Origin of the sequence: Collinsella sp. UBA1693, from assembly GCF_002320115.1 — a bacterium.
In the GTDB taxonomy this organism is placed as follows: Bacteria; Actinomycetota; Coriobacteriia; order Coriobacteriales; family Coriobacteriaceae; genus Collinsella; species Collinsella tanakaei.
The window spans coordinates 202726-225309 of the sequence record NZ_DCJT01000002.1 but is presented as its reverse complement, the minus strand read 5'-3'; the positions used below and the strand labels follow the sequence as shown (position 1 = coordinate 225309).

The 22584-nt window shown below is 64.1% G+C and carries 19 protein-coding genes; 1 reads left to right on the top strand and 18 read right to left on the bottom strand.

Features of this window, described 5'->3' with window-relative positions:
* Positions 1-15: 15 nt before the first annotated feature.
* The 17 genes from B3H65_RS02075 to acpP form a co-directional block, all read right to left on the bottom strand.
* Entirely contained in the window at positions 16-2892 is a 2877-nt protein-coding gene (locus B3H65_RS02075; protein WP_286683931.1) for a proton-conducting transporter membrane subunit, read from the bottom strand.
* Between the two features lie 230 nt (positions 2893-3122).
* Positions 3123-3476 carry a hypothetical protein gene (locus B3H65_RS02070; protein ID WP_286683930.1) on the bottom strand — a complete coding sequence of 118 codons (354 nt, stop codon included), beginning with the start codon at positions 3474-3476 and terminating at the stop codon, positions 3123-3125.
* A gap of 330 nt (positions 3477-3806) precedes the next feature.
* A complete protein-coding gene (locus tag B3H65_RS02065; RefSeq protein WP_286683929.1) occupies positions 3807-4991 on the bottom strand; it encodes an FprA family A-type flavoprotein in 1185 nt (394 codons plus the stop codon).
* Between the two features lie 280 nt (positions 4992-5271).
* On the bottom strand, positions 5272-7338 hold the full coding sequence (locus B3H65_RS02060) for an elongation factor G (RefSeq protein ID WP_270242984.1): 2067 nt from the start codon (positions 7336-7338) through the stop codon (positions 5272-5274).
* A 973-nt stretch (positions 7339-8311) separates the two neighbouring features.
* Complete coding sequence (locus B3H65_RS02055; RefSeq protein WP_286683928.1) at positions 8312-9085, bottom strand: GNAT family N-acetyltransferase; 774 nt, start codon at positions 9083-9085, stop codon at positions 8312-8314.
* Positions 9078-9557 carry a MarR family winged helix-turn-helix transcriptional regulator gene (locus B3H65_RS02050; RefSeq protein ID WP_009142069.1) on the bottom strand — a complete coding sequence of 160 codons (480 nt, stop codon included), beginning with the start codon at positions 9555-9557 and terminating at the stop codon, positions 9078-9080. The genes B3H65_RS02055 and B3H65_RS02050 overlap by 8 nt, the downstream gene beginning before the upstream one ends.
* A gap of 56 nt (positions 9558-9613) precedes the next feature.
* Positions 9614-10054 (bottom strand): 3-hydroxyacyl-ACP dehydratase FabZ, encoded by a 441-nt coding sequence (gene fabZ, locus B3H65_RS02045; RefSeq protein WP_286683927.1) that lies wholly within the window; start codon positions 10052-10054, stop codon positions 9614-9616.
* Position 10055: 1 nt separating this feature from the next.
* Positions 10056-11294, bottom strand: a complete 1239-nt coding sequence (gene fabF, locus B3H65_RS02040; protein ID WP_286683926.1) for a beta-ketoacyl-ACP synthase II — start codon at positions 11292-11294, stop codon at positions 10056-10058.
* Positions 11295-11319: 25 nt separating this feature from the next.
* The gene (gene fabG / locus B3H65_RS02035; RefSeq protein ID WP_286683925.1) at positions 11320-12078 is read right to left on the bottom strand and encodes a 3-oxoacyl-[acyl-carrier-protein] reductase; all 759 of its coding nucleotides are present in this window, start codon (positions 12076-12078) and stop codon (positions 11320-11322) included.
* Entirely contained in the window at positions 12071-13018 is a 948-nt protein-coding gene (locus B3H65_RS02030; RefSeq protein ID WP_286683924.1) for an ACP S-malonyltransferase, read from the bottom strand. Before B3H65_RS02030 ends, fabG begins: the two co-directional genes overlap by 8 nt.
* The gene (locus B3H65_RS02025; protein WP_286683923.1) at positions 13019-14044 is read right to left on the bottom strand and encodes a nitronate monooxygenase; all 1026 of its coding nucleotides are present in this window, start codon (positions 14042-14044) and stop codon (positions 13019-13021) included.
* 16 nt (positions 14045-14060) lie between these two features.
* Complete coding sequence (locus tag B3H65_RS02020) at positions 14061-15017, bottom strand: beta-ketoacyl-ACP synthase III (protein ID WP_286683922.1); 957 nt, start codon at positions 15015-15017, stop codon at positions 14061-14063.
* A complete protein-coding gene (locus B3H65_RS02015) occupies positions 15014-15868 on the bottom strand; it encodes an acetyl-CoA carboxylase carboxyltransferase subunit alpha (RefSeq protein ID WP_286683921.1) in 855 nt (284 codons plus the stop codon). The genes B3H65_RS02020 and B3H65_RS02015 overlap by 4 nt, the downstream gene beginning before the upstream one ends.
* The gene (gene accD / locus B3H65_RS02010; protein ID WP_286683920.1) at positions 15861-16781 is read right to left on the bottom strand and encodes an acetyl-CoA carboxylase, carboxyltransferase subunit beta; all 921 of its coding nucleotides are present in this window, start codon (positions 16779-16781) and stop codon (positions 15861-15863) included. The genes B3H65_RS02015 and accD overlap by 8 nt, the downstream gene beginning before the upstream one ends.
* Positions 16782-16787: 6 nt before the next feature.
* The gene (accC, locus tag B3H65_RS02005; protein WP_286683919.1) at positions 16788-18164 is read right to left on the bottom strand and encodes an acetyl-CoA carboxylase biotin carboxylase subunit; all 1377 of its coding nucleotides are present in this window, start codon (positions 18162-18164) and stop codon (positions 16788-16790) included.
* Positions 18165-18172: 8 nt separating this feature from the next.
* Positions 18173-18634, bottom strand: coding sequence for an acetyl-CoA carboxylase biotin carboxyl carrier protein (gene accB, locus B3H65_RS02000; protein WP_286683918.1), 462 nt, complete (start codon positions 18632-18634; stop codon positions 18173-18175).
* A 41-nt stretch (positions 18635-18675) separates the two neighbouring features.
* Positions 18676-18909, bottom strand: coding sequence for an acyl carrier protein (gene acpP / locus B3H65_RS01995; protein WP_286683917.1), 234 nt, complete (start codon positions 18907-18909; stop codon positions 18676-18678).
* 409 nt (positions 18910-19318) lie between these two features.
* Here acpP and rlmD point away from each other — a divergent pair, with 409 nt between their 5' ends.
* Positions 19319-20683 (top strand): 23S rRNA (uracil(1939)-C(5))-methyltransferase RlmD, encoded by a 1365-nt coding sequence (gene rlmD, locus B3H65_RS01990; RefSeq protein WP_286683916.1) that lies wholly within the window; start codon positions 19319-19321, stop codon positions 20681-20683.
* A gap of 247 nt (positions 20684-20930) precedes the next feature.
* Here rlmD and B3H65_RS01985 read toward each other — a convergent pair whose 3' ends face one another.
* Positions 20931-22304 carry a lipase family protein gene (locus tag B3H65_RS01985; RefSeq protein WP_286683915.1) on the bottom strand — a complete coding sequence of 458 codons (1374 nt, stop codon included), beginning with the start codon at positions 22302-22304 and terminating at the stop codon, positions 20931-20933.
* Positions 22305-22584: the final 280 nt, after the last annotated feature.

The window sequence follows — 22584 nt, the reverse complement described above, 5'->3', positions numbered from 1 at the left end:
CTTTTAGATGTCTTCTTAGATAAACGGGGTGATAAGGACGTAGAACAGGTTGACCACGCCCATAACCAGCGCCACCAGCCAAGCGGACTTAAGGCACGCCTGCCACTTGACGCGAGCGAAGTTGTTGTCGATCCACACCTCGAAGAACCAGGTGAGCGCCACCACGGCAACCGCGACCGCGATGGAAACCGGAGAGTTCCAGATGAAGAACATGCCCACCCACATGAGGAACAGGATGCTCTCGCACCAGTGCAGGATCTCGATCTTTGCCAAGGTGCGGCCGCTCATCTCCGTAGTGATGCCCTTGACCAGCTCCTGGTGAGCATGATGGCTATAGGACAGATCGAACGGCGACTTGCGAAGCTTGATGGTAAGGATGAACAGCAGGCCTATAAAGATGGGCACCAGCGAGAGGATGATGGGCGCGTCCAGGCGCGTAAGCTGCGCGGTATCGAACGACTGCGTGGCGGTAAAGAAGCCCACCGTCATGATGAGCAGCATGGGCTCGTAGCTCATGACTTGCAGGCACTCGCGGTCGGCGCCGGTGTCCGCATAGGGGGAACGCGCGGAGTACGCAGCGATGATGACAAAGAGCGTGGCGAGCGTTACCAGGAACACGCACATAAGCAGGTTGGAGCCGCTGATGAACATGCCGCCGGCGATGGCGCAGAAGATGAGCGCGCAGGTGATGTACGCCTCATCGATGGCGTTGACGCTGGCCTGCTCCTTTCGCAGCAGCTTGCGAACGTCGTAATAGGGCTGCAGCAGACGCGGGCCCACGCGGCCCTGCATGCGCGCCGATACCTTGCGGTCAAGGCCGTCCAGCAGGCAGCCGGCAACGGGCGCTACCACGGCGAAGACCACGATGCCCAGCAGAATACCCGGCAGCCCCGGTCCCACCAGCTGCACGGTGCGCTCCACAAAGAACGCGCCGCCGGCCAGGAATGAGACATCGAAGATAAAGCATGCGGCAAAGCTCATGAGCATCAAGGCGGCGGTGATCACGGTGCCGGCGGGCGACAGCTTGTCCTCGCCAAAGATATCCGTCATGTACCAGTTGCGCTTGGACGAGGTCATGGTGCGGCCCATGGAGCCGTGGTACTGGCGACCGTCCGGATCCGTGCATGTGCCGCCCAGGTAGACGGCAATGCGCTTCTTCTTGCTGTCGCGGCCCCACGGGGTGAGCAGGACGATGGCGATAAACAGGACAATAGCGACCATGATAACCAGATTGTCCACGTCGATCAGGCGCGGCACCATCTGGAAGACCTCTTGCAGGTAGGGCCCAATCACGTATTGGGAGATCACCGGCAGCAGCAAACAGCAGCCAATGAGCAGGGCGGAGATGGTACCCACGGCAAACCACTCGGTGCGGTGCACGCCGCCCTCGGCGTTCTCAGCCCTCTGCGGCACGCCGGCCAGCTTGCCCAGCCACTTTGCCCAGAAGAAGAACGTGGCGGCAGAGCCAAACGCCAGGAAGATCAAGAAGATGACGTTGCCGGTCTCCGCAAAGGAAACCAGCGTCGCCCACTTGGAGATGAGCATGCCAAACGGCGCGACGAACATGCCCATGATGCCCAGCATCATCAGGCGGGTAAGGCGCGGCAGGCGGGCGAAGAGCCCGTCCATGTCCTCGATGTTGCGGCTGCCGATGCGATGCTCGACCGTGCCCACGCACAGGAACAGCAGCGACTTGGACACGGTATGGAAGATGATGAGGAAGATGGCCGCCCACACGGCCTCGGAGGTGCCCACGCCCGCGCACGCGGAGATAAGGCCCAGGTTGGCGATGGTGGAGTACGCCAGCACGCGCTTGGCGTTGCTCTGCGAGATGGCCATGAAGCTGCACAGCACAAAGGTGATGCCGCCCACGCCCACCACCATAAAGGACGCCACGGGATAGATAAGGTACAGCGGAGCCAGCTTGACCAGCAGGAACACGCCCGCCTTGACCATGGTGGACGAGTGCAAAAGCGCGCTGGTGGGAGTGGGCGCGACCATGGCGCCCAGCAGCCACTTGTGGAACGGCATCTGCGCCGCCTTGGTGAGGCCAGCGACGGAGAGAAGCATCAACGGGATGATCATCGCCCACGAATCCGCGCTTTGGGCAATGGCGGGCATGGCGTTGATGGACAGCGGCACGTGGATGGTGTGCAGGTAGATCACGGCGATGTGGAACGCCAGGCCGCCCACCATGTTGAGGTTGATCTGCAGCAGGGCGTTCTTCTTAGCCTCGGGCGTTTGCGTGTAGCCGATCATAAGAAACGAGCAGACCGTGGTGATCTCCCAGCCGGCGAGGATCCAGTCCATGTTGTCGGAGAGGACGATGACGAACATCGCAGACAGAAAGAGAAACATAAGCGCCAGGAACTTGTTGCGGCGATCATGCGGCTCGCGGCCCTCGCGCGCAGCTGCCGCGTCCTCATGATGCTGGAAATCCTTCATGTAGCCCAGGGCGTAAACGCAGATGACGCTGCCCACGATGCCGACGATGAGCACCATGATGACCGACAGGTTGTCGATGTACATGGGGGCCGCGAATGCGTCCTCCGGCGCCATCGCCAAAGACCCGCACCAGATGGAAGCGACCATCTGCACCGCGCCGATCGCCATGGCGAATGGGTTGCGCCAACGAACCGCGTACACCAGCACCACCGCGCAAAGCAACAGGTCGATGGCGACCGCCACGTAGTTGCCCGTGAGCGACAAGCCCGGAGACATCACGAAAAACTGCGGATTGTTCATATAGAGCACGCCCGTTGCGATAGCCGCAAGCGCCGTCGCGCCCGCGCCCGCAATCGCAACCGGATCGCGTTGGCTGTCCTGCTTGAGAAACAGCATGAGTGCCGCGACCACCAGCGGGATCGCGATCAATACGCCAAGCAAAGCCATAGGGACCCCTCAATCACCCGGTCTTTGAGCCATATGGAGTTATGGTACACCTGTGGAGAGATATCATTTGCCTATCTTTCCGCTTGGGTAACATTTTTCGCTAAGCGGTAGCGCGCCTCCCCAGGCATGCCCCCGCGTGTGCGCTTCGCGGAGGACGGCGGCAGGGTGCGGCAGCGGCGGCGGCGCGAAAGGGGGTCATTTTCTTGAAAACGCCATTTGGACGCTTTTTTCTAAGATTTGCCCCTGAAAAAACGTCCAAATGGCGTTCTCATCAAATGGAGACCGCCCAAGGCGGAGCTCTTCCACAGATGCTTGAGATACCGCACCCCCATATGCAACGCAAACGCGAGAACAAAGCCCATGAGACCAACGAGCAGCGAGCCGCCCAGGACCTCGAGCGCGCCGCATTGCTCCCACAGCGATGGCGCAGCGTTTCCGTAGTCGTCAACCCGCGGGCGGACGCTGGTCCACAGCGCAAAGATGGTTCCCGCCACACCAAAGGCTATGTCGATGAAGAGGGCGATCTTTGCACCGCCGCGCAGGGATCTGCCAAACAAGCGCTCAAACTTATACCTGATTCCCATGGCGACCCTCCGATAACTAGGCGCTATACGCATCTCCTATCCTGGGTTTTCGCAAAGCGGGCGATCCGGGTCAACGGCAGCAGGATGGTTTTTCGGCCGTTGGAAATATCCTGACAGCGCGCTGACCGCCAGCTGGCAAGCGGCTAACAGGACGCGCGGTCGCTCGCAGGCAAACGGTGGACGAAGGCCTCCCTTGCCGCAGGCATGGCGCGCGGTCGCCGCGGCATTTGAGCAAGCGGCATAAAAAACGCGCCGGTCCGTACTCGAACCGACGCGTAGCGACAAGACTTTGGATAAGGGCCTTTAGCCTGCCATCAGGGACGACACGCGCTAAGCGCGGGCATCCTCGATGATCTTCTTGACGGTGGCCTGCAGCTCGGCAAGGTTCTCCTCGCTGGGGATCCACTGCTGGGTGATAACCGGCACGGGCAGGTTGAACTTAGCCTTCTCAAGCTCGTCGTACACCTGCTTGGGACCAAGCGGGGCCCAACCATAGGAGCCAAATGCCAGACCGATGCGCTGGTCGTTCTTGGGCGACAGGCCGCGCATGTAGGTAAGGAAGCTGGCGACGGTGGGCAGCATGTTGGAATTGAGGGTAGGCGAGCCAACGGCAACGTAGCGAGCATCGCACAGATCGGTCATGATATCGGAGATATGAGAGGCCTTGACGTCGATCAGCTTGGCGGAGATGCCCTCGGCAATGAAGGAGTCGCAGATCTCGCGAGCCATCATCTCGGTGGAGTGCCACATGGAGTCAAAGACCACCACGGCCTTCTCCTCGGTCTGGTACGTGGTCCAAGCCTCGTACTTCTCCAGAATCTTGTCGATGTGGGAGCGCCAGATGCAGCCGTGGCTGGGGGCGATCATCTTGAGCTCAAGACCCTTGACCGCCTCGAGCGCCTTGTGCGCCTGCATGCCGTACGGCCACACGATGTTGGCGTAGTACTTCTTGGCCTGCTTCATGATCTCGCACAGGTCGTTCTCGTCATCAAAGCGCTTGGTGGTGGCGTAGTGCTGACCAAAGGCGTCGTTGGAGAACAGAATCTGGTCGACGTCGGAATAGGTGACCATGTTGTCCGGCCAGTGGACCATGGGGGTGGTCACAAAGGTGAGGGTGCGCTCGCCGATGTTCAGGGTATCGCCGCTCTTGACGGGCGTTGCCTCGATGCCAAAGTGGGCCTTGACCTCGTTGACGCCCGCGCCGGCGCTAGCGTAGATCTGCGCGTTGGGAGCGATCTTGTGGATTACGGGCAGGGAGCCGGAGTGGTCCATCTCGACATGGTTGGTGATAACCACGTCGATCTTGGCGGGGTCGACAACCTGGGAGATGCGCTGGACCAGCTCGTTGGAGAAGGTCGCCTTGCAGGTGTCGATCAGCGTGATCTTCTCGTCCATGATCAGATACGCGTTGTAAGTGATGCCGGCCTCGGTGGTGTAGCCGTGGAACAGGCGCTCATTCCAGTCGATGCCGCCAACCCACCAGACCTTGGGCGAAATCTCGATCGCATTCAGCATGTCGTTTCCTCTCTCATGCCTAAACTCAAGCCTAAACTCATACCTTGGGGCAAAGGACGCTCACGGGCGGCCCAAGCCGTTTGAACTGCACACATAATAGCACGTTGATATGGACGCGCTGATGGCTCCTCCATATGCTACTTACGCCATATCCATTTACCATGAATGCGGACGAGAAAGGGGCGGACCCACCAGGGCCCACCCCATCGAGTTGCGAAAACATCTAACGGGACGGCAACGCCATCCAAGCGGAGCGCGACCGGACCGTCCGCCCTGAAACCTAGCGACCCTGCGCGCGGGAGTGCTCGTAGAACTCGACCAGGCGCTTCTGCACGTCATAGGGCACCTGCTCGTAGCCGGCGGGCTCCATGGTGAAGTCGCCGGTGCCGCGGGTGAGCGAGCGCAGGCGGGTTGCGTAGTCAACCAGCTCGGCGTAGGGCACGGTAGCGTTGACCACGGTGTCGCCCTGCTTGTTGGTGTCCATGCCGGTTACGCGGCCGCGGGAGGCGGATACGTCGCCCATCACGGCGCCGGCGTAGCTCTCCGGAATGGTGACCGTGATGTCCATCATGGGCTCGAGGATCACGGGGTCGGCGTCGGCGCAGGCCTTCTTGAGACCAATTCGTGCGGCGGTACGGAACGCCATCTCGTTGGAGTCGACGGGGTGATAGGAGCCGTCGTAGCAGGCGACGCGAATACCCGTGAGCGGGTAGCCGGCGATGATGCCGTCCTTCATGGTCTCCTGGACGCCGCGATCGACTGCGGGGATCAGCGAGCGCGGAATGCGTCCGCCCACAACCTCGTCCACAAACTCATAGTCGGTACCGTCGACAAGCGGCTCGACGCGCAGGTAGCAATCGCCAAACTGGCCGGCGCCGCCGGTCTGCTTCTTGTGGCGACCCTGGGCGCTGGCGACGCGGCGGATGGTCTCGCGATACGGGATGCGGATGGGGACTATGTGGGCCTCGACCTTGGTGCGCTCCTCCAAGCGATTGAGCAGGACGGAAACCTGGGCCTCGCCCACGGCGGAGATGATGGTCTGGCCGGTCTCCTCGTCGCGGTCGATGCTCATGGTGGGATCGGCATCGCACGCCTTCTCGATAAACGTGAAGAGCTTCTCCTCGTCCCCACGGTTCTCCGCCTCGATGGCGATGCGGTACTGGGAGTTGGGGAACTTGAAGGCGGCGGCCTCCACCTTGCCGGAGACGGACAGGGTATCGCCGGTCTCCGCGTTCATCTTGGGAACGACAACGATATCGCCCGCGTAGGCGTGGCCGACCTCGGTCATCTCGCGGCCGCACATAACGTAGAGGTGCGACATGCGGTCGCCCTTGCGGGTGCGGGCGTTGACCAGCTCCATGCCGGGCTCGATGGTGCCGGTGAGGACCTTGATAAAGGACAGTCGACCCTGGCCGGGGTCGTTCAAGGTCTTGAAGACAAAGACGACGGGGCGCTCGTCCTCAGAGGAGATCTTGAGCTTGTCGCCGTCGATAAGGGGCATCTCGCCGTAGTCGGTGGGCGCGGGGAAGTACGACGCGATGTCATCCATAAGGGAGTTGACACCCTGTTCCTTGATGCAGCTGCCGGCAAAGACCGGGACGAAGATGCGCTCGGCGATCGCCTTGGAGAGCAGTCCCTCGACCTCGTCCTGGGTCAGGGCCTCGCCCTCAAGGTACTTCTCCATCAGCTCGTCATCGGCCTCGGCGACCAGCTCGCACAGAGTCTCGTGCGCGGCCTCGGCCTGGGCGCGGTACTCCTCCGGAATCTCGGACTCGGTCTGCTTGGTGCCCTCGCACTGGCGGGCCTTCATGCGGACCAGGTCGATAATGCCGTGGAAGTCATCGCCCACGCCCCAAGGCAGGGTGACGGCGCCAAGACGCATGCCAAAGCGCTCGCGCAGGAGCTCCATGCACGCCTCGTAATCGGCGTTTTCCTTGTCGACGCGATTCACAAAGACGGCGCGCGCCAGGCGAAGATCCTCGGCCGCGTACCAAAGCTTGACGGTAGTGGGCTGCGGGCCGGCGGCGGCGTCGACCACAAACAGGGCGCTTTCAGAAACGCTCATGGCCGCGTAGGCGTCGCCGATGAAGTCGGGATAGCAGGGGGCGTCCAAAACGTTGATGCGGACGTCTTTCCAGTCGATCGGCGCGATAGCGGTCGAGATTGAGAACTCGCGCTTGACCTCTTCAGCGTCGTAATCGAGGGTAGGCTTGGTGCCTGCGTGGCCGCCCAGACGGGCGGTCTTGCCAGAAAGGTGAAGCATGGCCTCCGCGAGCGAGGTCTTGCCCACCCCGCCTTGGCCTACGAGCACCACGTTCCTCACGTTGTCGGTCTTGGGCGCGCCCATAATAACCTCCCTTTCGCCCCGCGCGGCCGCACAAGTGCCCGCGCCAGAGCTGGTCGCGAACGTGCGTGGACGCGGGTGATGGGCGGCTCATGCGCGAAGCCAGGGTCGATTGGGTCTTTAGGGGCACCGGGTCGCCGTCCCCAAGCTCTCCGCGCACGGACGGCGCGTGGGCGGGTCGCCCTGCCGTACCGCGCGGAGCGGGTAAACGCGGATGTACAGGCACCGCGCTGCCAAAAAGCCCAAAAGCCAAGGCCTCGAACGTGCGCCGCTTAACGCCGCGAGCGCACCGTCCTTTTGTCCTATGTGCCCCAGCCTACCCTTATGAGGGCGAGCGCAACCCGTACTTTCGCCAAGCGGTGCGCAGGACGGGCTCTGACGGAAAGCCCTAAGCGCCTTTCGCCAGACATGCATCATGCTAGGCAACCTTCAGCCAAGCTCATTTTGATGAAAAAAGTAGGTGCTCTTTTCATCAATGAAGAGAGCGGGGGCGCCCTTGGTCGCCATCCCCCAGCTCGCGGACCAGGCTCAACAGCCTGCTTGCCCATAGCATGTCGCGCGCTCCAAGGATCGCCCGCGCGCGCCGCATGCTGGACCAAATAATGCGTTAGTGCGATGCGGCCGGTGTGCCAAATAATCGCTTAGTGCGGAGGTTGGGACAAATAGTCGCTTAGTGCGGTTCAAATCGTGTCAAATAATGCCTTAGTGCGGTCCGGACGAGAGATAGCAATGGTACCCTATGAATAGGGCGTCCGCATCGCCCAAGCTAGAAGAATCGGGCGATGCTGCTCGATGTATAAGGCAGGTCCGTCAGATCGCCTTCAATCCGCACTAACGCGCTATTTGACCAAATCTCCGCACTAACGCACTTTTTGACATTCCGCCTTCCCGCACTAAGACGTTATTTTGCACCTCTCCTCTCGCACCGCTTTCAAGCAGCTCGCACCTTGGTCATGAGGCGTATAACTCGCTCCGGTCAGCACACCCAGCACTGCACGCCGGGCAGCACCGTCATCCCCAGCGAGCGCTGCAAGGCAAACGAGGGCTCGTTCCCCAGCACCACCTGCCCCTGGGGCACGCGGCCCGCGGCGAGCATGCGCGCAATCGCCTCGCCCTCCAGCTCGCGGGCGTAGCCGCGCCGGCGATACCGTGCGAGAACCTCGAGCATGCCTATGGTCCCCTCATCATGCTCGCCAATAAATCCCACCAGATCGCCGGCGACGTCGAAGCCTCCGTACACCCAGCCGTCCGCCAGGTGCCGCAGAATATCCTCTCTTGGCAGTCCATCGTACTGGGTGGCGACCGCATCCAGCCACTCCACGCCCAAGCGCTCGATGCGAAGCGACCCCTGCACGGAAGGAGGCTCCGTGCCCTCGTACACGCACACCCGGTAGCGCGTGATCGATTCCTCCGCATAGCCGCACGCGACCGCGTGGTCGGCGTCCGCAAACAGCACCACAGAATCGCCCAGCTCACGGGCCGCGCCAGCAAGCACGCGCCGTGCGGCGGCATCATCCACCGCGGCGTGCAGATAGTTTTGGGACGAGGGCAGGTAGAGCAACACGCCGTCCGCAGACACATGGTCCACGCGCGCACGGCCAAGCCGCAGCGACTCCGTCATGGACACCACCTCGCGCGGGTCCGTCCACGCGGCCAGCCGTTCAAGCGCCTCGCGTACCGCGGGCGCTGCGGGCATCCCGTTCTCGTCGCCCACGCAGCGCGCCGGCGAGCCGGCATCCACCCTACTCATCGCCCTCAGCGCCCTCGCCCTCTCCGGGCAACGCCACCTCGGTCATAAGGTCGCTCATCATCTTGAGCAGGTCGCTTAGGCCATCTAGCTGGTCGGGCGTGAGCCGCTCGCGAAGGCGGCCCATGACCGTGCGCATGTAGTCGCTGCTGATGTTGTAGTAGTCCAGGTATTTCTGGGTGGGCATAAGGTGGTACTCGCGGCCGTCCTCCTCGGACTGGACCTTTTCCACATACCCTTTGCGCACCAAGCTTGCGATCTTGTACGCCGCGTTGGACGAGGACACGCGCATGAAGTCGGCGAACTCCTTCACCGTGGGCGACCCCAGCGCATAGATCGCCTCCATGGCGAACGCCTCCACCGTGGTAAGGCTCGCCTCGCGATTTTGAAACCGCGCGAACGTCTCTTGGTAAAAGTGCAGCTTAAACTTAGAGTACACCACGGCGAACCGCTTCTCCAACTCGTTTTCTGCCATGATGCGCAACCTCGTTTCCGCTTCAACAACTCCCATCGCTTGCAAGGTTTCGCGCGCTACTCCGGCACGGGGCCAAGCGCCAGCGCAAGCTCAACGGTGGCAGCCACCTCATCGTCCACGCGGGCGACACCCTCCACAAAGGCGAAGTCACCGCGTACGCGCGTGATGCGGCTCTCAAGTGTAAGCACGTCGCCGGGGGTGACCTGGCGGCGGAAGCGCGCCTTGTTTACCGAGCCCAGAAAACCAATGCGACCGCTGTTCTGCGGAAGCGAGAGCATCGCCACGGCCGCAACCTGTGCAAGCGCCTCAATTATAAGCACGCCCGGCATTACGTGGTACTGCGGAAAATGCCCCATGAACGCGGGGTCGGCCACGCTGACGCACTTGATGCCGCGCGCCCACTCGCCCGCCTCCCCGTCCACGATGCGGTCGACCATGGCAAGCGGAAACCGATGCGGCAAAACGCTGGCGATCTGGTTGGAGTCGAGTTTGAGCATCTTAGCCCTCCCATTTCTTAAACAGCAGGCAGGCGTTGTGGCCGCCAAACCCCAGCGAGTTGGACAGCGCGTAGCGCACAGGCATGCGGCGCGCGCCCTCCGTCACGTAGTCAAGGTCGCAGGCGGGATCCGCCTCACGGTAGTTGATGGTGGGCGGCACCGCGCCGTCGCGCAGGGCCTGGGCGCACAGCACGGCCTCCACCGCGCCCGCGGCTCCCAGCAGGTGCCCGGTCATGGATTTGGTGGAGCTCACTGCTATCTCGTAGGCGCGCGGACCAAAAAGCGTCTTGATGGCAGCGGTCTCGCAGCTATCGTTGAGCGAGGTGGAGGTGCCGTGCGCGTTGATGTAATCAACTTGATCGGGGGTCACGCCGGCATCGTCCAAAGCCTGCGCCATGGCGCGCGCACCGCCCTCGCCCTGTGGAGCGGGCGAGGTGATGTGATGGGCGTCGCATGTCACGCCGTAGCCCGCAACCTCCGCGATGATTCCGGCGCCGCGTGCCCGGGCGTGCTCCAGCTCCTCCAGCACCAGCATGCCGGCACCCTCGCCCATAACAAACCCGCTGCGTCGGGCGTCAAAGGGAATGGAGGCGCAGGAGGGGTCGTCGCCCACGTGCAGCGCGCGCATGGTGGTGAAGCCGCCCACGCTCAACGGCGTGATCGCTGCCTCCGTGCCTCCGGCGACCATAACCTCGGCGTAGCCGTCGCGAATATGGCGAAACGCATCGCCCACCGCGTTGGAGCCGCCGGCGCACGCAGCCACGGGACAGGTGCACATGCCTTGCAAGCCAAAGGCGATGGCGATGTTGCCGGCGGCCATATTGGAGATGCCCATGGGGATGTAGAAGGGCGAGCAGCGGTCGAAGCCGCGGGCCAAGCAGCGCGTCTGCTGGTTCTCGGTCTCTTCCACGCCGCCGATGCCGCTGGATACAGAGACGCCGGCGCGCGTGCGGTCCACAGCATCCAGATCAAGGCCGCTCGCCTCCACCGCCTCGCGCGCGGCGGCCAGGGCAAGCTGGGTAAAGCGCGCCAGGTGCTTGGACTCCTGCGCGCCCAGGGCGTCGGCCGCGCTCCAGTCTTTCACCTCTGCGGCCAGGTGCACCCTCTGCGCGCTCGCATCGTAGCGGGTGATGGGGCCGATGCCGCACGTTCCCCGCAGCGCCGCGGCCCACGTGTCCTCGGCGGAGTTGCCCAAGGGCGTGATGGCGCCCATGCCGGTGATAACTACCCTGCGTTTCATGGTTGTTCCCTTCTGCCCAGATCGCCTACATCGCCATGCCGCCGTCGACACAAAGCACCTGGCCGGTGATGTACGACGCTTCGTCCGATGCCAAAAACGCCACGGCGCGCGCCACGTCCTGCGGCGTCCCCGCGCGCCCCGCCGGAATGCCCGAGCACATGAAGTCCCTTGCCGCCTGCGGCATGGCCGCGGTCATATCCGTCTCGATAAAGCCCGGCGCCACGGCGTTGACCGTGATGCCGCGAGACGCCACCTCGCGCGCCAGCGACTTGGTCATACCGATGAGGCCCGCCTTACTCGCCGCGTAGTTCACCTGGCCGGCGTTGCCGCGCAGGGCAACTACGCTGCTCAGGTTGATGATGCGGCCCCAGCGAGCGCGCATCATGGGGCGAAGTGCCTCGTGCGCGCACAGAAACGCGCCCGTGAGATTGGTCGCCACCACCTGTTCGAACTCGTCCGCCCCCATACGCGCCGCCAATTTGTCGCGGGTGATGCCGGCGTTGTTCACCAGCACGTCCACCCCGCCAAACGCCTCGCGCGCGGATGCGATCAGCCGCGACGCCGCTTGGGCGCTCACCACATCCGCCTGCACGGCCACGGCGCCGGCGCCCGCCGCCTGGACCAGCTCCACGGTCTGCTGCGCCGCCTGCTTGTTGCCCGCAAAGGAGAACACCACGTTCATGCCGCGCGACGCCAGCTCAACGCAGATCGCTCGTCCAATGCCGCGGCTGCCACCGGTTACCACGGCGGTCCTAGCGCCGGTCTCCTTCATCTCATCAGCCATTGTTGGCTCCCTTCAACTGGACGAGGAGACCCTCCACGTCCTCGCACGTCTCAACCGCTATCGCGCGCATCTGCGGCGCGACCCGGCGCACCAGGCCGCTCAGCACGCGACCCGGACCAATCTCAACCACCGTGTCCACGCCCAACTGCGCCAGGCGCTCGATGGTCTCTTGCATGCGCACCGCGGTTTGCACCTGACGCTCGAGCAGCTCCGGTACCGTGTCGCGCGGGCCCATCTCGCGACCAAGGCAGTTGAACAGCACGGGGATACGCATGGGCCCAAGCTCCATGCCCGCCAACCGCTCGCGAAGCTCGTCGCCCGCAGGTGCCAGAAGCGAGGTATGGAAGGGGCCGCTCACCTTAAGCGGCACGCAACGGCGGGCGCCGGCGGCACGCAGCAGCTCCACCGCGCACGCGACCGCCGAGGCATCGCCAGCGATCACGGTCTGGCCGGGGCAGTTGTAGTTGGAGACCTCTACCACCGCCGGCGCCGCCTGCTCCCCAGCCGCGGCCACGCAGCGCTCTACGTCTGCACGATCGAGCCCGAGGACAGAGACCATGGCCGTATCGCGCCCGGCGGCGGCGCGCTCCATGGCCGCCCCGCGAAACGCCGCGAGCTCCACCGCCTGCGCCCCATCGAACACGCCGGCGCAAGCCAGCGCGGAGTACTCGCCCAGGCTGAGACCTGCCACATAATCCGGTCGCACGCCCAGGCCGTTGAGCACGCGCGCAAGGCCCACGGCAAACGCCACCATGCAGGGCTGGGTGAACTCGGTTTGGGCGAGCGTCGCCTCGTCCCCATCAAACATGAGCGCCTTCAGGTCAAAGGACAGCCGCGGCTCATCCAGCGCGGCGCGAAACTCCGGGTAGGCCTGGTACAGGTCGCGACCCATGCCCGCATGCTGCGAGCCCTGGCCGGCAAAGAGAAACGCGAGGCTCATCTACTCCCCCTCCTCGTTCACATGCGCGGCGGCCGCGGCACCGGCGGCTGGCGCGACACCGACAGCAGGCCCGCAGGCAGCGGCGACGCCCGCGCCCGCAAGCCGCCCAAGCGATGCGCACACGCGACAGCACTCGTCCACCATCTGCTGAAAGATCTCGCGGGCGGGACGAACGCCGTGTACCATGGCCGCCACCTGGCCCGCCATAAAGCTGCCGGTATCTAAGTCGCCATCTGCCACCGCGCGGCGCAACGACCCCAACGTCATCGCCTCGAGCTCGTCACGCGAAGGATTGGCCTGCTCCAGCGCCAGGTACTCGCGGGCCATCTTGTTCTTGAGCACGCGCACCGGCGCGCCAGACGAGCGGCCCGTCACCACGGTGTCGTTTGAGCCCGCCTTGATGACCAGCTGCTTGTAGTTGTCATGCACCGGGCACTCCTCGCTAGCCAGCAGGCAGGTGCCCACCTGCACGCCGCACGCGCCCAGGGCAAGGGCCGCCGCCATCTGGCGACCGTCTGCGATGCCACCCGCCGCGATCACGGGCACGTCGACCGCGTCGACCACCTGCGGCACCAGCGCCATGGTGGTGGTCTCGCCCACGTGTCCGCCGCTCTCCGTTCCCTCCGCGATCACGCCGTCGATGCTATAACGCGCCAGTCGACGGGCCAAGACGGGCGCCGCCACCACGGGGAACACCTTGATGCCCGCCTCTTTCCAGGCGTCCATGTACTTGCCGGGGTTGCCGGCGCCGGTGGTCACCACGCTTACGCCCTCTTCCACCACCACGCGGGCGAGCTCGTCGACGTGCGGGTTCATGAGCATGAGGTTCACGCCAACGGGCCGCGTAGTGAGCGCGCGGGCCTGGCGAATCTGCCGGCGCAGCGCGGGGGCGTCCATGCCGCCGGCTGCCACCAGACCCAGCGCTCCCGCGTTGGACATAGCCGCGGCGAACGCACCGGTGGCGACGTTGGCCATGCCACCTTGGATGATGGGGAACTCGGTTCCCAGCAGCTCGTTGAGCTTCATTGCTATCTCCATTCGTCTAAGCAAGCTCTATCAAGGCGCCCGCCCATGTAAGGCCAGCGCCAAACCCCAGGCACATCGCGCGCTGGCCACCCGCCAGCTCGCCGGAACGCACCAGCTGATCAAGCAGCAGAGGCACGCTGGCGGCAGACGTGTTGCCCACGTCCGCGATGTTGCCCCGGCACCTGGCGGGATCCGCTCCCAGCTTTTTGACAACAACGTCGATGATGCGCTGGTTTGCCTGGTGGAACACATAGCGGTCCACCTGGTCGACGTCCAGCCCCGCGCGGTCAAGCACCTCTTGTGCGCACGCCGGCAGAACGCTGGTGGCAAAGCGAAAGACCGCTCGTCCATCCATATGCAGGTAAGAAGGCGCGGACGAGGACACGCCCGGTACCCACAGCGACTCCGCGTCGCCGCGCGACCCCCACACGCAGCCGAGCGAGGGAGCATCTTCCTGATAGCGCAGCACCGCCGCACCGGCGCCGTCGCCAAAGAGCACGCAGGTGGTACGGTCGGTAAAATCAAGCACGCGGCTCAAGGCCTCCGCACCAACAACCAGCGCATAGGGAGAGCGCGCCGTGGGCAGCAGGCACTGGGCAACGTGCATGCCGTAAACAAAGCCCGCGCACGCCGCATTGATATCTAGGCAAAACGCGTCTTGCGGCAGGCCCAGATCCGCCTGCAGGCGACACGCTACGGACGGCGTTGCCGTCTGCGCGGTAAACGTGGCCACCAGGCACACGCCCACCTGCTGCGGATCGATCCCCGCAGCGTCCAGCGCGCGACGGGCCGCGGTCGCCGCCAGATCAAAATGACCGTCGAGCGAATCCTCGTCCAAAAACCGGCGCTCGCGAATACCCGTGCGCTCAGAAATCCACTCATCAGAAGTGTCGACCATGCGCGCCATGTCATCGTTGGTGACCCTGCGCGCGGGCAGCGCCGACCCCGTGCCCACCAGCTTGACGCCGCTCATACGCGCCCCCTTCTCACCGCGGACGAGCCTATGGCGCGAAACCGCTCCGCGCGCTCGCGAGCCACAGCCGCAGCGCCCTTCTTCTCAAACGCCGCCAGCTCGCGCGTCAACACCGCGTCCAACGTCTGCATAAGCGCCTGGGGGTTGAGGTGCGCGCCGCCGGCGGGCTCGGGTATCACGCCATCGACTACGCCCAGCTCAAGCAGATCGGCGGCGGTAAGCTTCATGACCTCGCACGCCTCATCCGCGCGCGAGGCGTCCTTCCACAGAATGCTCGCGAACCCCTCCGGCGACAGCACGGAATACACCGCGTTCTCCAGCATGAGCACGCGATTGCCCACCGCCAGCGCCAGAGCGCCGCCGCTGCCGCCCTCGCCCATGACCACGCTGATCACGGGCACGCGCAGACCGCTCATCACGCTGATGGTGCGGGCGATGGCCTCGCCCTGGCCGCGCGCCTCCGCCTCTAGACCGGGGTAGGCGCCCGGGGTATCGACAAACGTCAGCACCGGGCGGGCGAACTTCTCTGCATCGAGCATGACTCGCTGGGCCTTGCGATAGCCCTCCGGCGTCGCCATGCCAAAATTGAAGCGCACGCGGTCCTCCACCGTGGACCCCTTGCGGTTGCCCAAGACCGTGACGGGACGGCCGTGGAACAGGGCGATGCCTCCCATGATGCTGGGGTCGTCCGCGCACAGGCGGTCGCCGCGCTGCTCGAAAAAGTCCTCGAATAGGGCATCGACCACTTCGGCCACCCCCGGGCGCTGCGGTTCTCGGGCAAGCGCCACGCGCTGTGCGGCCGTGAGGGGCGCGCCCGGCTGCATCGCGGGCTCGACATTCTCGCTATCCAACGCGTTCAACCTCCCTTCCGTACAGTGCCAGCAGGCGCGCCAGCGTCGCCCTCATGCGGGCGCGGGGCACCACCTGGTCAATAAAGCCGTGCTCTAGCAGGTACTCCGCCGTTTGAAAGCCATCGGGCAACTTCTCACCAATGGTCTGCTCGATCACGCGCGGCCCGGCAAAACCAATGAGCGCTCCGGGCTCCGCCAGCGTCACATCGCCCAAGCTTGCAAAGCTCGCCGTGACGCCACCCGTGGTGGGATTGGTCATAACAGAGATGAACAGCCCGCCGCGCTGGGAAAACTCGCGCAGCGCAACCGTGGTCTTGGCCATCTGCATCAGCGAGACGGCGCCCTCTTGCATGCGCGCCCCACCGCTTGCGCAAAAGACCACCAGCGGCAGGCGCCCCTTGGCGGCGCGCTCAACCAGCCGGACAAGCTTCTCGCCCACCGCAGCACCCATGCTGCCCATCAAAAAGCGCGTATCCATCGCCGCTATGGCGACCTTGCATCCACCAATGCGCGCCGTGCCCGCTACCAGCGCATCTGCCAGGTGCGTCTTTCGCGAAAGCCCGCGAACCTTGTCCACGTACCCGGGAAACTCCAGCGGATCCGTAGTCGCCAGGGCGCGGTCTGCCTCTTTAAACGAGCCCGTATCCACCACCAGCGCGATGCGCTCGCGGGCGGCCAGGGCAAAGTGGTGGCCGCAATAAGGGCACACCAGCCGGTTCTGCGCAAGATCCGCCGCCGCTATATCGCGCGAGCATGCAGGGCAGGCGGTGGACGATGACAAGGACGGCGCCCCGCCCGCAACAGCGCCCGACGGCCCCGCGGCGAGCTCGGCCATACCGCGCGCCGGAATACCCCGACGGAGCCCCTTTAAGGCCACCATCCTGCGACGGCGCTCCTCCAAAAAGCCAGCCATGCGCCTTTACGCCTCCTTGCCATACGAGCTCCACGCAAGCAACTCGTCCAAGTTTTGATCCAAAAACGATGTGTTGTAGCTACCGCGCACAAACTGGGGGTGATACATAATCTGATGCAGCACGTCCACCGTCGTTGCGGGGCCCTGCACCGTGAACTCCTCGAGCGCTCGGCGCATGCGGCGGATCGCCTGAAGGCGCGTTGGCGCGTGGACAATCACCTTAGCCGCCAGCGAGTCGTAATAGGGCGACAGCTCGCAGCCGCTGTACAGCAGCGAATCCGTGCGCACCCCGCAGCCCGACGGCATGTGCACCAGGCCCACATGCCCGGGGCTGGGCGCGAACCCGCGCGCCGGATCCTCCGCGTTGATGCGGCACTCGATGGCGTGGCCGCGCAGCTCAACCTGCTCCTGCGTCACACTGAGCGGCAGGCCCTGGGCGATGCGAATCTGCTCGCGCACCAAATCGATGCCGCTCACCATCTCGGTCACGGGATGCTCCACCTGGATGCGCGTATTCATCTCGATGAAGTAGTACGCACCGGAAGGATCGAGCACAAACTCGATGGTGCCCGCGTTGACATAGCCCGCAGCTCGCGCGGCCGCCACCGCAGAGACCGCCATGCGCTGGCGCAGGTCTTGATCCAGCGCGTGCGAGGGCGACTCCTCTACCATCTTTTGGCTTCTGCGCTGCACGCTGCAATCGCGCTCGCCCAAGTGGACGATGTTGCCCTGCGTGTCCGCAATGATCTGGAACTCGATATGCCGTGGGTTGAGCACCAGCTTCTCCAGGTACATCTCATCGTCCCCAAAACACGCCCGGGCCTCCGCGCGCGCCTCTTCAAAGAGCTGCTCGAGCTGGGCGGGATCGAACACGCGACGCATGCCGCGTCCGCCTCCGCCCGCCGCCGCCTTGATGAGCACGGGGTATCCGATGGCGTCCGCGACGCGCGCCGCCTCCGCCGCCGTGGCAATGCCGCCCTCAGAACCCGGCACCACGGGCACGCCCGCTTGCTGCATGAGCTCGCGAGCCGCAGCCTTGTTGCCCATGGCGCGCATCACGTCGCCGGAAGGCCCCACAAACACCAGGTCCTCGCGCGCGCAGGCATCTGCAAAGTCGGCGTTCTCGGACAAAAAGCCATACCCCGGGTGCACCGCCTCGCAGCCCGTCGCCTTGGCGACCGTGAGCAGCGCATCTTGGTTAAGGTAACTATCCTGCGCGCGGGCGGGTCCAATGCACCAAGAATGCTCGGCCAGCTGCACGGCCAGCGAATCCTTATCCGCTTGGGAATAGACCACTACAGGGTCGATATCAAGCTCTCGGCAGGCGCGCAGGATGCGCACGGCGATCTCTCCGCGGTTGGCGATCAACATTCGCTTGAACATGGGCTCCCCTATACCGTGCGGTAGCGGATGAGCGGCGCTTCATATGAGACCAGCTCGCCATCCGCAACCAGGATCTCTTCTATTACGCAATCGCAGGGGGCCGTGACCTCGCTCATCATCTTCATGGCCTCAAGCAGGCAGACGGTTTGCCCGGCGACCACGCGATCGCCCACGGCAACATACGGAGCCTTGTCCGGGGCGGGGGCGGCGTAAAACGTGCCCACCAACGGCGCGGTGATGCACGGGCCCTGGGGTTCCGGCGAGGGCGGCGCGGCCTCTGCAATGACGGGCGCGGGCTCGGCAGGCACGGGACCGCCCGGCGTCGCGACCGCGACCGTCGCGCCCGGCGCTGCAGCCGCGGCGGCGCAGCGATCCAGCTCGACCGTGGTGCCGCCCGTCTGAACCCTCATATGCGCAAGACCACTTGCGGCAAAGCGCTCGATCAGCTCGATTACCTCTTTGTTGTTCATTTCTCGCCCCCTGAACCACGCCCGCTGCGCACGTGCGCGACTTAAAGCTGGGCCTCTACGTAGTCGGCAAGGTCGGCCACGGTCTTGAACTGGTCAAGCTGGGTATCGGTGATCTCGATGTCAAAAGCCTCCTCAACGGCCATGACCAGCTCCATAGCCGCCAGGGAGTCGGCGCCCAGGTCCTCGTCCAGCTTGGCCTCGCGCACCACCTTGTCGGGAGCGCAGCCCAGGGTCTCGGAAATGATAGAAGCCAGCTTGTCGAAATCGAATGCCATGGTTGGTCCTCTCTCTTGCTCCGGCGCGGTGTCGCCGGCGTCACGGGTCTTCGTTCAAACTTTTTAGTTAAGTATTTTTATCTAAAATATTTGAACTATTGGTTTGGCATGATGCACTTGCTCGCCACCAGTGTCAAGAATCTTTTTTCGTTGCCCTCTCGCCCGCAAGCTCTTTGATGTCCACCCAGCCCACGGTCAAGCCGTGTGACGCCGGGCTGTTTGGGCGGGGCGCCGCGCACCAAAGCCCTTGCTGAAGCTCGCCCAAATCCTGCACCGGCATGCGGCAAGAGCATGGAGCGACGCCACGCGCGCACGCGGCAGCGCGCCCTTTGCTATGCTTAATAAACGCACGTCACACCAGTACCGGGGGCATATTCCCCTTGCAAACACATGAAAGCCGAGGGCACCCATGCCATCCACTAAGCACCCGCACAACGGATCCGGTGCGCGCCACGCATCACGCAAGCCCGCGGATGGTCGCGCACGCGGGCGAGGCGGCAACCCCAAGCATCGCCCCGGCAATCACGCCGCGCAAAAGAACTCCACGCCCTGCCCACAATCCGATGGCCCCTGCCCGCTCATGCGCGCGTGCGGAGGCTGCGAATGGCTGGGCCTTCCCTACCGCAAGCAACTCGCCCGCAAGCAGACCGCTATGCAGGAGCTGTTCCAGCCCGTCCTCGATTCCAGCCGCAGCGATGTTCGCGAGCTGGAACCCATCTTTGGCATGGGCGGACGAGCGGGGGACGGCAAGATCGCGTCACCGCGCGCGTTCCGGTACAAAGCGGCAACGCCCTTCGCGCCCGGCGAGCACGGCGAGGTGCGATGCGGTTTCTTCGCCCGCGGAACGCATCGCATCATCGAAGTTCCCAACTGCATAGTCGAGGCGCCGGGCGCCAGAGAGATCCTCAACGGCGTTGCCCGTATAGCCCAAGAGCTTGGTATTCCGGCATATGACGAGGACAGTCACCAGGGCATCTTGCGCTACGCGGTGCTGCGGCTGGGCTGGAAGACAGACCAGGGCGTACTCACGCTGGTCACCAGCCGCCGCGATGTGCCGCATTTGGACGAGTTGGCGCTTCGCGCTATGCAGCTCGATCCGCGCATCACCTGCGTAGCGCAAAACATAAACCCGCGCGTCACCAACGCCATCCTGGGCGGCGAGACGCGCGTGATAGCGGGCTCCCCCCGCATGCGGGACAAGCTGCTGGGATGCACCTTCGAGATCTCCCCCACCGCGTTCTACCAGACAAACCCACAGCAGACAGAGCTGCTCTACCAATTGGCCATCGATGGTATGGCGCTAACAGAGGGCGATGTCCTCATGGACGCCTATTGCGGCAGCGGAACCATAGGATTGTGCGCCGCTGCAGACGCTCGCGAGCGCGGCGCGTCCATCTCCCTGTTGGGCGTTGAGCGCAACGCCGCCGGCATCATCGATGCGAAGGCGAACGCCGAGCTCAACGGTCTGGCCAACTCGTGCGAGTTCGTCGCCAAAGACGCCACGGAGTTCATGCTGGAGGCCGCGCGGGAGGAGCGCCGCATCGATGTGCTCTCCATCGACCCGCCCAGAGCCGGCTCTACGCCGGAGTTCCTCGACGCGGCCATAAGCCTCGCCCCCCGGCGCATCACGTACATAAGCTGCAACCCCCAAACGCAATGCCGCGACCTGCAGCACCTTATGCAGGGCAGCTATCACTTGGAGCGCCTGTCGCTTGTCGACATGTTCCCGCATACGACGCACGTGGAAACGGTGGCGGTGCTGAGACGCGAGTAATAAAGCCAGCCGGCCGTCTGCGGTAAAGCTATTCGATTATATAGGCAGCGACGACCTATCGGCTACCGACCTCGCTGAGGCAACTGGAAATAGCCGGTCGATTCGAAAGAACGGCCGCCCCGCCTGTGGGGTGTATGCGCTGTCGTACACAAAGACCGGCTCGATGAGGAGTCCTGGCGGGGTGGCCGAGAAGCATTGTCTCGCTACGCGGGAACCGGATTGTTATCATCTGTTTGAGCAGGCAACTTTACCAGTCGACCGTTTGCATCCACGCCATGTAGACGCTGGGATAGTGTCCCAGCAGAAGCGTCGTTGGATCGAGTCTGAGCGCGCAGGTTCCCGCCAGCGTGGCGACGCCCACCGGCGTCATAAGCGCATCCGCCGTGGGGATGGAGCGCCCCAGCTCTTCAACAAGATCATCCATAACGGTCTCTACCTGCGGATCATATGTGCTCTTGTCGCCCGTCAGCTTTGTGAACGCACTCCGCATGGCGGCGTGGCGCTCCTCAAACCCTTCCTCGTCCACAGATGGAAGCCAGACGTCGACGCCGTAGCGCTGGTAGCCCCAGGCCTCCAAGGGCAACTTGGTGACGGGATCGGCGGGGTTCAAGATGTTGAAGATATTGGCGTAGCGCAGAGCCGAATTGCTGGCGCTAACCGTGGTTCTAGGTGACGCGAAGGTATAGGCATAGATATTGTCCCCCTCGCCCGCCAAGAATCCGGCAGCCGCCGCATCGCTTGCGGACTCCTGCTGGTCATCGAGCATGGCGGCGAGCACGCCTGCCGCCGCGCCGCCGCGACTGTGACCGCACAGAAGGATCGATACCTTATGGCCGCGCGCATACGCCTCGCGGCGCCACAACTCGAGCTCGTCCGCAATCTCCATCGCAGCGGCAAGGTAGCCGCTGTGGTCGCCTTCGCGCTCTGCCGCGAGCGATGCTGCCGCGCTTGAAGCCTGAGCGTCAGTGAGGTTGAAGTTGCTGAGCCACTCAGAGCCATAACTGCCGCGTATCGCCACGGCGATTAGCTCGCGCTCGTTACCGTCGCCATCCATGACCTGCTTGCGAGCAAGCGTGTAGGCGATGCCGTCCGACTGCTGGGTCACCACGTCGAGCAGCTCGTCCACCACCTGGCTGCGATATCTGTACGACTCGGTTGACACTTCAAAGAACCCAAGCTCATGAAGGGCGTTTTCCATGTAGGGCAGATTGTTGTCCGCGTCTTGGTAGTAGGCGGATTCCGAGTACGCCAGCGTCGAGAGCGTCAACGCCGCGCGCGCCAGCTCATGGTTGTATTGGGCGGGATCGTTAAAGAACCAGGAATCGTCCCACAGCAGGTCGCTGGTCACCTCTGTGTCGCGATCCGTAGTGCCCGTTGCGCCAAAGCACGTTAACGCGATCTGCTTGGTAAAGCGCCCGGACGCCGGAACGCTGTCTGCATAGACGGTCTCAAGCGCCGACGGAGAATCGATCGCACCCTCGCCCCGGGTCTCTTGCACATGGCGATACATGAGCATGAACGCGAAAGCCGATACGCCCACGGCGAGCATGAGCAACGCCACCAACGGAAGCCGGCGCAAACCGGCTCGCACCGCCGCGAGCGCCGTGTGGTGTTCTGCCATGTTCGCCTCCCCTCGCGCACATGCGCAGGCGCAACAACGCCGGCGCCGCATCAGCGCAATCTTACCTGCAGGCTTCTTGTCCTACCGTTAGTGCTGAGGATATCAAGCGGTCATGGAGCGAGCGTGGGCAGACGCTTACATTTTCATAAGGTTTCGCAGTGCAAGGCGGCTTGCGGGGGCGAGGCGTGCGGGCGGCGTGTGTGAGCGGCGTGCGAGAAGGCAGGGCGGAGGGCAGTACGGGATGGCAGATGGGAAGGCGGCCCGGAGGACGGGCGTGTCA